This window comes from Rhizobium leguminosarum bv. trifolii WSM2297 (assembly GCF_000271845.1).
Map to the genome: position 1 here is coordinate 1 of NZ_JH719395.1, position 14,476 is coordinate 14,476.

The 14,476-nt window shown below is 61.9% G+C and carries 12 protein-coding genes and 1 pseudogene; 6 read left to right on the top strand and 7 right to left on the bottom strand.

What is annotated here, in order from left to right; all coding sequences use genetic code 11:
• Positions 1 to 132: pseudogene (locus tag RLEG4DRAFT_RS47065) on the top strand (IS110 family transposase); the annotation flags it as partial.
• 186 nt (positions 133 to 318) lie between these two features.
• Here the strand turns inward: RLEG4DRAFT_RS47065 and tam are convergent.
• From tam to RLEG4DRAFT_RS15285, 4 genes are all read right to left on the bottom strand, one after another.
• Positions 319 to 1,089 carry a trans-aconitate 2-methyltransferase gene (gene tam / locus RLEG4DRAFT_RS15270; protein ID WP_003577977.1) on the bottom strand — a complete coding sequence of 257 codons (771 nt, stop codon included), beginning with the start codon at positions 1,087 to 1,089 and terminating at the stop codon, positions 319 to 321.
• Between the two features lie 109 nt (positions 1,090 to 1,198).
• Complete coding sequence (locus RLEG4DRAFT_RS15275; protein ID WP_003577979.1) at positions 1,199 to 2,473, bottom strand: hemolysin family protein; 1,275 nt, start codon at positions 2,471 to 2,473, stop codon at positions 1,199 to 1,201.
• A 483-nt stretch (positions 2,474 to 2,956) separates the two neighbouring features.
• On the bottom strand, positions 2,957 to 3,433 hold the full coding sequence (locus RLEG4DRAFT_RS15280) for a cupin domain-containing protein (protein WP_037093747.1): 477 nt from the start codon (positions 3,431 to 3,433) through the stop codon (positions 2,957 to 2,959).
• 57 nt (positions 3,434 to 3,490) lie between these two features.
• The gene (locus RLEG4DRAFT_RS15285) at positions 3,491 to 4,138 is read right to left on the bottom strand and encodes a cysteine hydrolase family protein (RefSeq protein ID WP_003577984.1); all 648 of its coding nucleotides are present in this window, start codon (positions 4,136 to 4,138) and stop codon (positions 3,491 to 3,493) included.
• 80 nt (positions 4,139 to 4,218) lie between these two features.
• Between RLEG4DRAFT_RS15285 and RLEG4DRAFT_RS15290 the strand changes: the two genes are divergently transcribed.
• Both RLEG4DRAFT_RS15290 and RLEG4DRAFT_RS15295 read left to right on the top strand, forming a co-directional pair.
• Complete coding sequence (locus RLEG4DRAFT_RS15290) at positions 4,219 to 5,103, top strand: LysR family transcriptional regulator (RefSeq protein ID WP_003577986.1); 885 nt, start codon at positions 4,219 to 4,221, stop codon at positions 5,101 to 5,103.
• A 139-nt stretch (positions 5,104 to 5,242) separates the two neighbouring features.
• Positions 5,243 to 6,061, top strand: coding sequence for a sugar phosphate isomerase/epimerase family protein (locus RLEG4DRAFT_RS15295; protein WP_003577988.1), 819 nt, complete (start codon positions 5,243 to 5,245; stop codon positions 6,059 to 6,061).
• Positions 6,062 to 6,863: 802 nt separating this feature from the next.
• Here RLEG4DRAFT_RS15295 and RLEG4DRAFT_RS15300 read toward each other — a convergent pair.
• Positions 6,864 to 7,907 (bottom strand): zinc-dependent alcohol dehydrogenase family protein, encoded by a 1,044-nt coding sequence (locus tag RLEG4DRAFT_RS15300; protein WP_003577990.1) that lies wholly within the window; start codon positions 7,905 to 7,907, stop codon positions 6,864 to 6,866.
• A gap of 240 nt (positions 7,908 to 8,147) precedes the next feature.
• Between RLEG4DRAFT_RS15300 and RLEG4DRAFT_RS15305 the strand changes: the two genes are divergently transcribed.
• Positions 8,148 to 9,035, top strand: coding sequence for a branched-chain amino acid aminotransferase (locus tag RLEG4DRAFT_RS15305; protein WP_003577992.1), 888 nt, complete (start codon positions 8,148 to 8,150; stop codon positions 9,033 to 9,035).
• Between the two features lie 313 nt (positions 9,036 to 9,348).
• Here the strand turns inward: RLEG4DRAFT_RS15305 and RLEG4DRAFT_RS15310 are convergent, their stop codons facing one another.
• Together RLEG4DRAFT_RS15310 and RLEG4DRAFT_RS15315 are read right to left on the bottom strand one after the other, a co-directional pair.
• The gene (locus tag RLEG4DRAFT_RS15310; RefSeq protein ID WP_003577995.1) at positions 9,349 to 10,086 is read right to left on the bottom strand and encodes a class I SAM-dependent methyltransferase; all 738 of its coding nucleotides are present in this window, start codon (positions 10,084 to 10,086) and stop codon (positions 9,349 to 9,351) included.
• Between the two features lie 396 nt (positions 10,087 to 10,482).
• Complete coding sequence (locus tag RLEG4DRAFT_RS15315) at positions 10,483 to 11,385, bottom strand: LysR family transcriptional regulator (protein WP_003577996.1); 903 nt, start codon at positions 11,383 to 11,385, stop codon at positions 10,483 to 10,485.
• A 138-nt stretch (positions 11,386 to 11,523) separates the two neighbouring features.
• Between RLEG4DRAFT_RS15315 and RLEG4DRAFT_RS15320 the strand changes: the two genes are divergently transcribed.
• Together RLEG4DRAFT_RS15320 and RLEG4DRAFT_RS15325 are read left to right on the top strand one after the other, a co-directional pair.
• On the top strand, positions 11,524 to 12,750 hold the full coding sequence (locus RLEG4DRAFT_RS15320) for an HlyD family secretion protein (RefSeq protein WP_003577997.1): 1,227 nt from the start codon (positions 11,524 to 11,526) through the stop codon (positions 12,748 to 12,750).
• Positions 12,751 to 12,828: 78 nt separating this feature from the next.
• Positions 12,829 to 14,448 (top strand): MDR family MFS transporter, encoded by a 1,620-nt coding sequence (locus RLEG4DRAFT_RS15325; protein WP_003577999.1) that lies wholly within the window; start codon positions 12,829 to 12,831, stop codon positions 14,446 to 14,448.
• The last annotated feature ends 28 nt before the right edge of the window (positions 14,449 to 14,476 follow it).

The following is a 14,476-nucleotide window of genomic DNA, read 5'->3' on the forward strand; positions in this document are numbered from 1 at the left end:
CGTTTCGCAGACACACTCAAAGCCACAGGAAAACCACCCAAGGTGATCCTAGTCGCCGTCATGCGCAAACTTCTCGTTCTCGCTAACTGCCTCTTAGCTCAGGACCGCCTCTGGACCCCAAATCCGCCTTGACAACCAACACAGATTCTCATCCGCCTGCCGGCACCTTCTCCCCGCTTGCGGGGCGAAGGGGATATGCCGCGACCTTTCGGTTCCCAGCCTACGTCTCGCATGGCACGTCCCCTCGCCCCGCAAGCGGGGAGAGGGTTAGGGTGAGGGGCAGCCATCGCGGGTCCGGATGAGCATGCCGGCAGCCGATTACCCCTTCACCGCCACCATGAAAATCCGTGGAAACCGCAGCAGCACCCGCCCGTCCGACAGCTTCGGATAGGCCTTCTCCACCCGTCCCAGATAATCCGCCAGAAACGCCTCACGATGCTCATCGCCGGCATGGGCGAGATAGGGCATCAGCCCGGTTCCCTTCACCCATTCGACGATCGCCGCCGCATCCGCCATCGGATGATTGTAGATGGTGTGCCAGACATCGACGCGTGAGGCCTTGGCGATCAGCCTGGAATAATAGGCAGATGGCGCAGGCAGACCCTTGCGGCGCACGCTCTTTGCCTCGAAGGCTGCCTTCCAGGAACCGGCATGCGCCGTCTCTTCCATCGCCAGATGCGAGGGCTCGCCAAGATTGTCCGGCATCTGCACGGCAAGGACGCCGCCCTCGGAAAGCCCGTCCATCAGCCGGTCGAAGATGTCGAGATGATCGGGCAGCCATTGGAAGACGGCATTGGCAAACAGCAGGTCGGCGGGTTCCGTCGGCTGCCAGCTGCCGAGATCGGCCTCGACGAAGGCCGTGCCCGGAAGCCGCTTGCGGGCCGCCTCCAGCATGTTGAGATCGCTGTCGAGGCCCGAAACGCCTTCCGCCCCGAAACGCTCGATGATGAGCTCGGTCGAATTGCCCGGCCCGCAGCCGAGGTCGACGGCGCGACGGATGCTCTGCAGCGGCACTTGCGCCAGAAGGTCGCGTGCCGGTCGTGTGCGTTCGTCCTCGAATTTCACATATTGGCTGGCAGACCATGCCATGGCGGTACCTCCTGATGTCAGGCCACATTTTCCCTGTGGCGGATGCGGATACTGTCGATTGCTGTCGAGCTTGAACATCTCGTTGGTGAAGCAGGCATCCGTCGACCTTTCACTCCGCAGACACAAGGATCTTGTCCACGCGCCTTCCGTCGAGATCGACGACTTCGAAGCGCCATCCACCTCTCGTGAAGCTCTCACCCAACTCAGGCAGATGTTTCAGCTCCTCCAACACCAGGCCGGCGACAGTCTGGTATTCGAGATCGTCATCGAGCTTCAGATTCAAGAACTCGGCGAATTCGTCGATCGGCGTCCAGCCGGACACGAGATAAGAACCGTCGTCGCGGCGAGCGATGGCCTGCTCGTCAATCGGTCCCTCCTGGAGCGCGCCCATGATCGCTTCCAGAATGTCGCCTGACGAGACGATGCCCTCGAAATGGCCGTACTCGTCGAAAACCAGCACCATGTGGACGGGCGATTTCCGGATGGCTTCGATCACATTGGTCGCGGTTGCAAGGTCTGACACCACCGGGACGTCCTGCGTCAGAGCCTTGATATCGGCACTGCCGTGTTCGGACATCGAGTCGTAAAAATCCTTGACCGGAAGGATGCCGATCACCTCGTCCGAACTGCCTTTGCGAACCGGCAGCCGCGACCGTTTCGTCCGGTGCAGCTGGGTGCGGATTTCATCGAGGCTGTCGTCGATATCGATAATTTCGACGTCGCGCCGCGGCGTCATCAGCGCTCTTGCGGTGCGGTCCGCCAGCCGCATGACGCCAGAGATCATCGCCGATTCTTCGCTTTCGATAATACCGGCCGATTGCGCCTCGGCCAGAACGGTCTTGATCTCCTCATCGGAGACATTGTCGCCGCCTTTGCCTGCTTGGCCAAGCAGCTTCAGCACAAGATTTCCGGAGGCGTTCAGAAGCCAGACGAGCGGCAGCGCGATTTTCGAAAGCACCGCCATGGCGGGCGCCATCTTCGCCGCAACGGCTTCGGGCTCGCGCAATGCGATCTGCTTTGGAACAAGTTCGCCGACGATCAGAGAGAGATAAGTGATGGCCACGACAACGGAACCGACGCCGACAGCGTCAGCGGCCGTCGACGACATTCCCTGTGTCTCCAGCCATCCCGCCAAACGGCCCCCGAGCGTGGCCCCCGAGAAAGCGCCCGAGAGAACACCGACCAGCGTGATGCCGATCTGAACCGTGGAGAGAAAGCGGCCAGGGTTTTCGGCAAGTTTGATCGCCTGCGCTGCACCCTTACTCCCATTGTCGGAGAGAACCTTCAGGCGGGCCGTTCGAGAAGAGACAACAGCCAACTCCGACATGGCGAGCACACCATTCAGGATGGTGAGAAGCACCACAATTCCAATTTCCAGAAACACAGGGACCCTATTCGTTGAGGTTGCAATGCCGCATTCGTTAGGCGACGCGGCCAGACACGATCCTCGTCATGACGGACCGCTCCTTTGAAGTGGAAGTGATATGCCATCGGCAAGAGGGAGCCGGCCATGCGCGGCCAGTCAGCGCCAAAGCTTGTGAAACCGGCCCTCTCAGCGCGAGCGGTGAAAGACCCAAGGCGCGGCTGGTATCGTCGCGCCGTCTACAGTCGCCGCCCGCGTCATCGGCCGGGAGGTCCCGGTTGGAACGGGCGGAGCTTGTACTGGATGGTTCGCTGTCAGGCATGGCGCAATTTTGGCGGTGAAACGATGCCGGCGCAAGGGGCACCGGGCAAAAATCATGATAGCGTCTTGATGTGACAGTTATGAAAGCGGCGGCAGTACCGCGTTCTCATTGAAGGTTTAACAGTATTTTCCGCAAGACGCCGAAAGCCGCTTGAAGCGGCCCGGCATCATGCGCTTCCGCCATCAAGCCGCGAGAATGGTGATTCCATGGGCATTGGCCGCCGCCGTCATCCGGGCAAGGGTCTCAGGCGAGGGGGCTTTCAGCGGCTCGGTCGCGCCTTCCGCTTCGATGAACTCGGCCATATCTCGATCGACGACCGCGGAAAAGACCGCCGGGACGGATCCGTGGTTGGAATAGCCATGCACTACGAAGGGCGCGATGGTGACGATGTCGCCGGCGCCGGCCTCGATCTCTTCTGGGCCGCTATCGGTCAGACGCCAGATGGTCAGGCATCCCTCCAGGATGCGGAACACTTCGGGGCTCGCATGCGCATGTTTCGGCGTCCGGCTGCCCGGCGGCACGGTGACGTCGAAGATGTTGAGCCAGGTTCCGCGGATGCGAAGCCGCCGCTCGATCCGGTCGCCGAGGACGAAAAAGCGCTTCGCCCCATCATTAGTCGCTTCACCGGCATGCACGTTCACAAATGAGTTGGACATCATGTCTCTTTCTTTTTCTTGTGGCCTTTTTCTTCTGGCCTTTTCTTGCGGGCGCAGCCGTTAGACCTTTGCGCCGCCTTTGGCAACTGCCTTGGTGACGGGGAAGACAGCTTGAATGTCGGGGACGACGGTCGCGAAGCGGTCTGCGAGTTCGGCAAGTGCGGTGCGATGCACAATATCGGCATTGATGACGCCGCCGAGCGGATCGGGCAGGTCGCGCGTCGCCGCCGCCGAAGCGACGACGATGGCGCGTATGCCAAGATCGAGTGCCGCGCGCGCCGTGGCGCTGAGGCACATATGCGTCATGAAGCCAACGAGGATGATATCGGTACGACCGCCTGCTTCTGCAAGATCGGTCAGCGCCGCGGCAAGCGTCGTGCCGGCAAAGGCATTGGGAAGTGTCTTCGCGATTACCGTTTCGCCTGCGATGGGGGCAAGCGCTGGAATGATCTCTGCTGCATGCGAACCGGCGGCAAAAAGAGCGGCTCTGGCGGCCGAATGATGCACGATATGGAAGACCGGCATACCGCTGTCACGCGCTGCATCGAGCAGCCTACCGATTTCGCCGACTGCCTTCGCAACGCCGGAAAGCGGCAGTTTGCCGTCGAGATACTCGTTCTGCGCGTCGATGATCACGAGAACTGACTTAGCAAGGTCGATCGGCTTTGCCGTTGCGCCGGCATGCTGAAGAAGGGTGAGGGCGGTCATGGCTTTTCTCCTGAGGTCTAGGTCCGTGAACTAGGAGATATCGGCTATCGGCATGAGCGAATATCCGCTATATCATCACAATGGCTGATCAAAAACGCACAGGACTGGACTGGGAGGATCTGCGCTTCTTTGCTGCGCTGGCCAGGCACCGCAGCCTTTCTGCCACCGCTCGCGCGTTGAAGGTCAATCACGCAACGGTGGCGCGGCGGATCGCCGGTCTGGAGCAAAGCCTCGGCGTCTCCCTGTTCGAGCGCCGGGCCGACGGCTACGCGCTGAGCCGTCAGGGCAGCGCCATGCTCGGCGAAGCCGGCGCGATGGAGGCGGCGGCTGCCGCAATCCGCGACCGGCTGGACTCGGAGGACGCGCCGCGGGGCCGCGTGCGACTGACGACGATCCGCTCTCTCGCGGATCTCGTCTTGGCGCCGAATCTCGCCGAGATCCTGGACGGGCTGCCGCATATCGAACTGGAGATCGTCACCGACATAAGAGTGCTGAGCCTCGCCCAGCGCGAAGCCGATATCGCGCTGCGCCTCGGCCATCCCGGCGACAGCGAACTTTCCGGACGGCGCGTCGCGACCATCCGCTATGGTTTTTTTAGCTCGAGGGAGACGCGGTCCGCATTTGAAGACGGGGATTTTCCGCCGCTGATTTCCTATGATCTCGAGAGCGAGGGCGTCGCCGAAGCGCGCTGGCTCGATCGAAATTTTCCCGACCACCCCATCAGCCTGCGCTCCAGCAGCAATATGGTGCAGGCCCAGGCCGCCGCCGCCGGCCTGGGTCTCGCCATGCTGCCGCTTTATCTCGCCGGGAGCGTTTCCGGTCTCGAGCCCGTCGCCTTTGCCGCACCGATGCCGGAGCGGGAGCTCTGGATGCTGGCGCCGGCCGAACTCGCCCATGTCCCGCGCGTGCGGCTTATTCTGGATCGTCTGTCACGGCTCTTTGCCCGTCACAAGGACATGTTCTGATCGCCCGGCAGGTTCAGTCCGGCGGCGCGCGAATTGCTCTGCGCCAGTAATACCGCCGACACAGTAGAGGCGCATAGAACCCGGCGGCTGTTCCGGCCGTCCTTCACACCGCCCCGGCGTTCATCGATGGAGCCCACCCATGTCCTCTCTTCCCGTCGTCGGCGCCGCCATGACGCTCGATGAAGTCGAGCTTCACCGCGACTGGCTTTTCGAAAAGTCCCGCGATCTCGAATTGCAAAGCTTCGTCGATGCCGACGTCCTGAACGGCGACTGGGCGCCGCTCGCGACCCGCGCCCGCAGGCTTCTCGATGGCCACACCGGCCGCCTCGGCATTCACGGCCCGTTCTGGGGTTTTACCATCGCCTCGGAAGATCCCGATATCCGCGCCATCGTCACAAGGCGGCTGCTGCAAGGCCTCGATGTCTGCGCCGCCATCGGCGCGACGCAGATGGTCGTCCACAGCCCTTACACCTCGTGGTCCTACAACAACCTCGACAACAATGACGGCGCCCGCGAGGAGCTGGTTGAGCGCGTGCATCTGACGCTGCGCGATGCCGTCAGGCGCGCCGAGGATATTGGCTGCACCATGGTCATCGAGAACATTGAGGACAAGGATCCCGCTATCCGCGTGGCGCTCGCCGAAAGCTTCCATTCGCCTGCCGTCGCGGTCTCGATCGATACCGGCCACGCCCATTATGCCCATGGTTATACCGGCGCGCCGCCGGTGGATTATTACGTCAAGGCCGCCGGCAACCGGCTGCAGCATGTGCATCTCCAGGATGCCGACGGCTATGCCGATCGCCATTGGAGCCTCGGCGAGGGCTCGATCCACTGGCACGCCGTCTTTGCGGCCCTTGCCAAGCTCGACAGCAATCCACGCCTGATCATCGAGATCAAGGACAAGTCGAAGATTCCGGCGTCTGCGGCCTTTCTCGCCTCGATCGGTGTGGCGGAATAGGATTAGTCGCATCTCGACGCCTCTTGTGGCCAGGGAGGGTCGGAGGAGGGCCACACGGCACACCGGATATTTTCCGGAATTTTGGAGCAATTGCCGCCTACCGATAACGATACGGCGTTGGCAGCTTTGCGCCAGAAGCGGTCATCTTTCTAAGTATTGACGAAAGTCAGCTCTTGACCGCATTCCAGAAGTTTGAGCTTGAATACAAAACCTACAAAGCTGCCGTCAGGCGTGCTACCAGTTGGCCATCGCCAACTGGTCTCGGGGTCTAGCGTTGAAAACCTTATTTCGAGGGCTATCCTTTGTCGGATACGCCATTGGGGGCGTTTTCGCAATTTGGACGTTGGTGTGGATAGTTCTAGGCATCAGTTTCAAACCGAGCATTCCGTATTTCGAAGGATTCCTTAATCAGAAGTATAAGGGCTATAAAAGTACCGAAGGCCGAGTGATCCGGTGCGAATCCTGGACAGAGGATTCTTCTGAGTATGAGATTAGCTGTAGGTATTTTCGGCAAGCAAAAGCCGAGGAACCAACTTACCACGCATTTGACAAGTGGGGCGGCTACATCGGAAGTCGCGATGGCGGTTGATTGCAGCTTTAGGACGGATGGAAGACACATTCCATCTAGTGTCTGTCATTGGCGGCCTTCATCTTCAAAAGCTCCTAGTCTTCTCTTCATCCCATCTCAGCTACGCGCAGATCAATTCTGTAATAATGTCCGCAATGGGCCGAAAGCAGTCATTGGTGATATTCGGAGGAAGTTATTGCTTCCTCGTCCCAGGAGGGGAGAGGAAAACGCTCCCTATGAAAACCGCGTGATCACGCTGATCCCGGTCGCCTCCGCCTTGTCGAGCGCCATCAGCGCCGGCACGGCCTCTTCGAGGCTGACGCGGCGTCCGATCAGCTTCTGTGGAGCGATCTTGCCGGCGGCCAGCATCGACAGCATGGCGTCGTAGCGCCAGGCCTGCATGCCGTGGCTGCCATAGATTTCCAGCTCGTGGCCGATCACCTGGCCCATCGGGATTTGCGGCGTGGCATGTTCGCCGAGCATCAGCCCCACCTGCACATGCCGCCCGCGCCGGCGAAGATTCTTGATCGAGTTGAAGCAGGTGGCGGGATGGCCGAGCGCGTCGATCGAGACATGGGCGCCGCCCTTGGTGATCTCACGCACCGCTTCCGCCACGTCGGCGACGTCTGAGGCATTGACCGTCGCCACCGCCCCGCATTCGCGCGCGAAGGCGAGTTTCTCCTCGGATATGTCGATGCCGATTGCATTGGCGCCGAGGGCGGTGGCGATCATGATCGCCGACAGGCCGACGCCGCCGCAGCCGTGCACGGCGATCCATTCGCCCGGCCGGGTGCGCGCCTGGTCGGCGACGGCGCGAAACGAGGTGGCGAAGCGGCAGCCGAGGCTTGCAGCCGTTGCATCGTCGATCGTATCGGGCAGGTGCACCAGATTGGTGTCGGCATAATCGATCGCCACATATTCGGCGAACGATCCCCAATGGGTGAAGCCCGGCTGGAACTGGTTCGGGCAGACCTGCTGGTTGCCGGAATGGCACTCGGCACAATGGCCGCAGCCGGAAACGAAGGGCACGGTCACCCGGTCGCCCACCTTGAAGCGCACCACGCCGCGGCCGGTGGCGACGACCCGCCCGGCAAGCTCGTGGCCCGGCACATGCGGCAGGCGGATATCGGGGTCGTGGCCCATCCAGCCGTGCCAGTCGCTGCGGCAAAGGCCGCTGGCGCCGACGGAGATGACGACACCGTCCTCGGAAGGCGTCGGATCGGGCAGGGTGCGGATCTCCGGCGCCTGCTCGAAGGCTTCGTAAAACATGGCTTTCACAGACGTTCTCCCTTATTCGCGTTTGCGTCCATGATCGCACGCGGCGGGCCGCCATTCCAACATGTCATTCCATCATTTTTGCTGATGCACCCATCGCCGGGACCCCCGCTGTCGCGCACGAATATTGCGGCGCCGCGCCATCCCCCGGCATTTTCTTGCTTCCGCATTTTCCGCCCGGATTTGTCCTTGACCCCACCTGCCGCAGGGGTTTTTGCTCTCCAACTTCAGAGGGAGGGCAGCATGGCCGTCGATACATCACCGCGTTCAACCACCTGGACTTATGTCGATGGGGAATGGCTCCCCGGCAATCCGCCGCTGATCGGCCCGACCTCGCATGCCATGTGGCTCGGCTCTACGGTTTTCGACGGCGCCCGCTGGTTCGACGGCATCGCACCGGATCTCGACTTGCATTGCCAGCGCGTCAACCGCTCCGCCCTCGCCATGGGCCTTAAGCCGGTGAAATCGGCCGAGGAAATCGCCGCACTCGCCTGGGAGGGCGTTGCCAAATTCGACGGCGCCACGCCGATCTACATCAAGCCGATGTACTGGGGCGAACATGGTTCGCCCGGCAGCGTCGTCTCGGTCGATGCCGAATCGACCCGCTTCGCGCTCTGCCTGTTCGAGGCGCCGATGGGCGGCCATGGCGGCACCAGCCTGACCGTCTCGCCCTACCGGCGCCCGTCGCCGGAAACGGCGATGACCGAGGCAAAGACCGGCTCGCTCTATCCGAACAGCGGCCGCATGATCGCCGAAGCCCGAAGCCGCGGCTTCGACAATGCGCTGGTGCGCGACCTCAACGGCAATATCGTCGAGACCGCCTCGTCCAACGTTTTCCTGGTGCGCGACGGCGTGGTGATGACGCCGGCCGCCAACCGCACCTTCCTTGCCGGCATCACCCGCGCCAGGGTCATGGACCTCTTGCGCAAAGCCGGTTTCGACGTCGTCGAAGCAACCCTCTCCGTCGAGGATTTCCTTGAAGCCGACGAGGTCTTCACCACCGGCAACTACTCCAAAGTCGTCGGCGTCATCCGCCTCGACAACCGCGACTTCCAGGAAGGCCCGCTCACCCGCAAGGCGCTGGATCTCTACATGGACTGGGCCCACGGCAGGAGCGAGAGCGAGGAGTGAGACATGGTCCCGCGGAGCGGGAGCAATCGATCCAGTGAATCGATTGCAATGACGAACGCCCGGAGCGCAAGCGCAGGGCCGGGGCGCTTAGCAGAGTTGGTCCGCCCTCATCCGCCTGCCGGCACCTTCTCCCCGCTTGCGGGGCGAAGGGACATGCGGCAACGTTCGATTTTCTTGGCCGCGAAGGGAGGAGGGTATGCCGCGACCTCTCCGCTCCCGCGCGCCTCTCGCGTGGCACGTCCCCTCGCCCCGTTTACGGGGAGAGGGCTAGGGTGAGGGGCACTTTCCGGGTGACGGGCAACCTCCCGCCCGCTCACATCTTCCGCGCTGAAACGAGCAAGAAGGGAGGTCGGCGGCGCTGATCGGCCAGGCGTGGCCACTTGCTGATCGCATCGTCATCAGGCACCGGTTCCAGCACCTTCTCGATGACGAAGCCGCACTCGATCAGGACGTTCAGATAGGTGCTGATCGTCCGGTGTTGACGAGGTACCTCCAGTCCAAGCCACCGGATTAAGCGGCTTCCTTCTTCGGAATAGTGGTCCACCGGCCAATGGGCGCGTTCCCCGTCGGCATCGGTCTGCCACTCGCGGCGGGCGCAGGTCACGATCGGATGCTCGACCGAGAAGACAAACCGGGCGTCAGGTTTCAATGCCCGCCAGACATTTTTGACGAGCTTGTCGTAAGGCTCGACATAATGGAGAGCCAGGCTGCTCACCACCAGATCGTAACTATTCTCCGGCAGTTCCAGCGTCTCGAGAGGCTGCACCAGAAAACGGGCCCTGGGATGAACGGATGAGCGTGTTGCCTCAGCGATCATGCGCTCGGAGGCATCAATGCCGAGGACGTCCCGTGCGCCTTTCGCGCAGAGATCGCGGACCATGTCTCCGGCGCCGCAGCCGAGATCGGCGATAACGAGGTTTTCAGGGTTCGGAATGAGAGACCAGATCGCCGGTCTCTCGAGAACCTCATTCAGACGGCCCGGCGCCGAACGCATGTCCTGATAAGCCGAGAAAAGGTTATCGTCATCGTAAAGAGGCAGGTCGTCGGACATGTCTTGGCCCCGGATTTGAACAGCGCCTATCTCCGCGATGTGAAACAAAGATGACAGCTTTCATCCGGTGTTTCGATCTCGTGCTGGCAAACAGCCGTCGCTCAGCTTGGGGCGCCCACGACGGGCTTTGCCTCGGCAGCGGCCTGATCCTGGATCTTTCCATGATCTGCGGCCACCCCCCTCTGCCCTGCCGGGCATCTCCCCCACAAGGAGGGAGATTGGCTGGGCGCGATGGCTTGCTCAAACAACTGGCCGTCAAACGGATCGTAAAATAAGGGCGAGGCATGGCTTCTTGCTGATCTCCCCCCTTGTGGGGGAGATGCCCGGCAGGGCAGAGGGGGTGCTCGCCACCTGAGCCTGAGCTTCCCTCCCAAGGAATGCAAGAGCGGGCCCCCATCACGTCATCCACTTCCGATGCTCCGCAAATCTCTCCGCCAACAGATCGATGAACAGCCGCACCTTTGTCGGCAGATGGCTGCGGTTGGGATAGACGGCGTTGATGTTGAATTCGACCGGCCTGTAGGCCGGCATCATCTTCACCAGCCGGCCTTCGGCGATGTCGTCGAACACCACGAAACTCGGCGCCAGGAAGATGCCTTGCCCATCGATCGTCAGGAAACGCAGCATCTCGGCGCTGTTGGAGACGACGTTGCCGTCGATCTTGACGCTCTCCTGCCGGCCTTCGCCATCCTCGAAACGCCATTCCTCGCCATAGGGATAATAGGCATATTGTAGGCAATTGTGATCGGCGACCTCGGCCGGCCTTTGCGGCATCGGATGGCTCTCGAAATAGGCCGGCGAGCAGACGAGCATATGGCGCCAGGGCGTCAGCTTGCGCGCGACCAGTGATGAATCTGGCGGCGGCACGGTGCGCATCACCAGGTCGTAGCCGTCCTCGATCATGTCGACCATCCGCTCGCCGACGCTGAAATCGAGCGAGATCGAAGGGTAAAGCGCCATATATTCGCTGACGACCGGCAGCAGGAAACGCACGATGGCGCTGCTTGTATAGACCTTCAGCGTGCCGCGCGGCGTGGTGCTGAGCGCGCCTGCCGTCCGGTCCGCCTCATCGAGTTCGGCAAGGATCTGCGACGAGCGTTCATAGTAATATTTGCCGGTTTCCGTCAGGCTGACCTTGCGTGTCGTGCGGTTGAGAAGCCGCACGCCGAGCCGATCCTCCAGCGATTGCACATGATTGCCCACCATGGTCACCGACATGTTGAGCCGTCGCGCGGCGGCGGAAAAACCGCCGCATTCCACCACCTTGCCAAAGACGGCGAGGCTTGTCAGTCGATCCATGTTGCCCTCGGATTATCCGCTGAGAGTTGATGATCCTTCCCGATTTAAGCAGATTATCAGATTGAGTGGCAGGGTGCATTTTCCCTCTCGTCGATTACGGCCTCTCAGAAAACGGGGCAAAGACGAAGGAGAAGGACAATGGTCGAGTTACCCCGCACGGACGTTTTCGAAAATGCCAAACAGGCCGAGCGGATATTGGCCGAGGAGGCCGCCAGGGCCCCGGCTGCCGAGGCGCCTTCCATGCCGGTTGCCGAAGCACCGGTCGCGGACGCTCCCAAGAAGACCGGCCGCCGGATGTTCAAGCGCGCCGTCATTGCCGCAGCACTGCTTGCCGGCGTCGCCTTCTCAGGCGATTTCGGCTACCGCTACTGGACGGTCGGCCGCTTCATCGAATCCACCGACGATGCCTATGTGAAGGCCGATTACACCACGGTCGCCCCGAAGGTCGCCGGCTACATCAGCCAGGTGCTGGTCAACGACAATGACGCGGTCAAAACAGGCCAGGTCTTGGCCCGCATCGACGACCGTGACTTCCAGGCCGCCCTGTCGCAGGCGAAGGCCGATGTAAAAGCCGCCGAAGCCGCGATCACCAATATCGACGCCCAGATCGCGCTGCAGCAGTCGATGATCGAACAGGCGAGGGCGACGACCGATGCTTCGCAGGCCTCGCTGGATTTTGCCGTCGCCGACGCCGCCCGCTCGGCCCGCCTGATCACCAACGGCGCCGGCACGCAGTCCCGCGCCGAACAGACCCAGTCGGCCCGCGACCAGGCCGCCGCCGCCGTCGAGCGCGACCGGGCGGCTCTCGTCGCGGCTCAAAACAAGGTGCCGGTCCTTCAGAGCCAGCGCGAACAGACGATTGCCCAGCGCGACCGCGCGGCAGCGGCCGCCCACCAGGCCGAACTCAATCTTTCCTATAAAGATATCGTCGCTGCCGTCGACGGCACGGTCGGCGCCCGCTCGATCCGTGTCGGCCAGTATGTCACTTCGGGCACGCAGCTGATGGCCGTCGTGCCGCTGCATGCGGTCTATGTCGTCGCCAATTTCAAGGAAACCCAGCTGACCCACGTCCGCCCCGGCCAGCCGGTCGAAATCAAGGTCGACAGCTTTCCCGACAAGGCGATCAGAGGCCATGTCGACAGCCTGTCGCCGGCCAGCGGCCTCGAATTTTCGCTGCTGCCGCCTGACAATGCCACCGGCAACTTCACCAAGATCGTCCAGCGCATCCCGGTCAAGATCGTCATCGACGACGAGGCTCTGATCGGCCTGTTGCGTTCCGGCATGTCGGTCGAACCCGAAATCGATACCAAAGCAGCCCAGACCGAGGCGGCAACAGGGGAGGGATTATCCAGCCACGCCGGATAATTCTTCCGCCTTTATCCGAATTATCGCCCGAACCCCGTCATGAGAAGGTTTTCCGTGAGAACCGGAAAGAGATCAGCCATGGCCACTCTTCAGATCGCTGCAAACAGCAATTCACCGGCGCGCCCCGCCGTCGCGGCGTCCGCCCAACCCGCCGCCATTAGCCCGGTCCGCATGTGGATGGCCGTCGTCGGCTCCACGCTCGGTGCCTTCATGGCGGTCCTCAATATCCAGATCGTCAACGCCTCGCTTGCCGATATCCAGGGCGCCATCGGCGCCGGCAGCGATGACGGCGGCTGGATCTCGACCTCCTACCTTATCGCCGAGATCGTCGTCATTCCGCTCAGCGCTTGGCTGGCGCGGGTCTTCTCGCTGCGCAACTATCTGCTGGTCAATGCCGTCCTCTTTCTGATCTTTTCGGTCGCCTGCGCCTTCGCAGCCAATCTGCAGCAGATGATCATCCTGCGCGCCATTCAGGGCTTTTCCGGCGGCGTGCTGATCCCGATGGCCTTCACCATCATCATCACGCTGCTGCCCAAGCCCAAGCAACCGATCGGCCTTGCCCTCTTTGCCCTGTCTGCCACCTTCGCACCGGCGATCGGCCCGACGATCGGCGGTTACCTCACCGAGAACTGGGGCTGGGAATATATCTTCTACGTCAACCTGGTGCCGGGCGCGCTGATGATCGGCATGCTCTTTGCCTCGCTCGACCGGGCGCCGATGAATCTGAAACTGCTCGCCAAGGGCGACTGGCCTGGTATCGTCACCATGGCGATCGGCCTGGCAGCCCTGCAGACCGTGCTGGAAGAGGGCAATAAGGAAGACTGGTTCGGCTCCGACTTCATCACCCAACTGTCTGTTATCGCCGCCGTCTCGCTGACGCTGTTCATCGTCATCGAGCTGAAGACCGCCCAGCCGCTGTTGAACCTGCGCCTGCTGGTGCGGCGCAACTTCGGCTTCGGCATTGTCGCGAACTTCCTGCTCGGCATTGCGCTTTACGGTTCGGTCTTCGTGCTGCCGATCTATCTCACCCGCATCCAGGGCTATAATTCCGAGCAGATCGGCATGGTTCTGGCCTGGACCGGCATTCCGCAGCTGCTGCTGATCCCGCTGGTGCCGCGCCTGATGAAGCGTTTCGACGTCCGCCTGCTGATCGTCGTCGGCTTTGCGCTGTTTGCCGCCTCGAATTTCATGAATGTGCATATGACCGGCGATTATGCGAGCGACCAGCTGTTCTGGCCGAACATCGTGCGCGCCATCGGTCAGGCGCTGGTCTTCACCCCGCTCTCGGCGATCGCCACATCAGGCGTCGAGCAGGAGAATGCCGGCTCGGCCTCCGCGCTCTTCAACATGATGCGCAATCTCGGCGGCGCGGTCGGCATCGCTTCGCTGCAGACCTTCCTGTCGAAGCGCGAACAGTTCCACTCGAACATCCTGACCCATTCGGTCTCGGTTTTCGAGGAAGCCACCCGTGACCGTGTTGCGAGGCTCACCGCCTACTTCATGAGCCACGGTGTCAGCGATCAGGCGCTCGCCAGCCACAAGGCCGTCGTTGCCATCGCGCTCAAAATACGCAAGCAGGCCAATATCATGGCCTTCAGCGACACCTTCTTCCTGCTCGGCGTCGCCCTCGTCGTCGCCCTACTCGCAACCCTGCTTCTGAGAAAACCCGGTCAGCTCTCCGGCGGCGGCGCTCATTAGAGCGTCGTCGGCCCCACGAAGGAGGAGA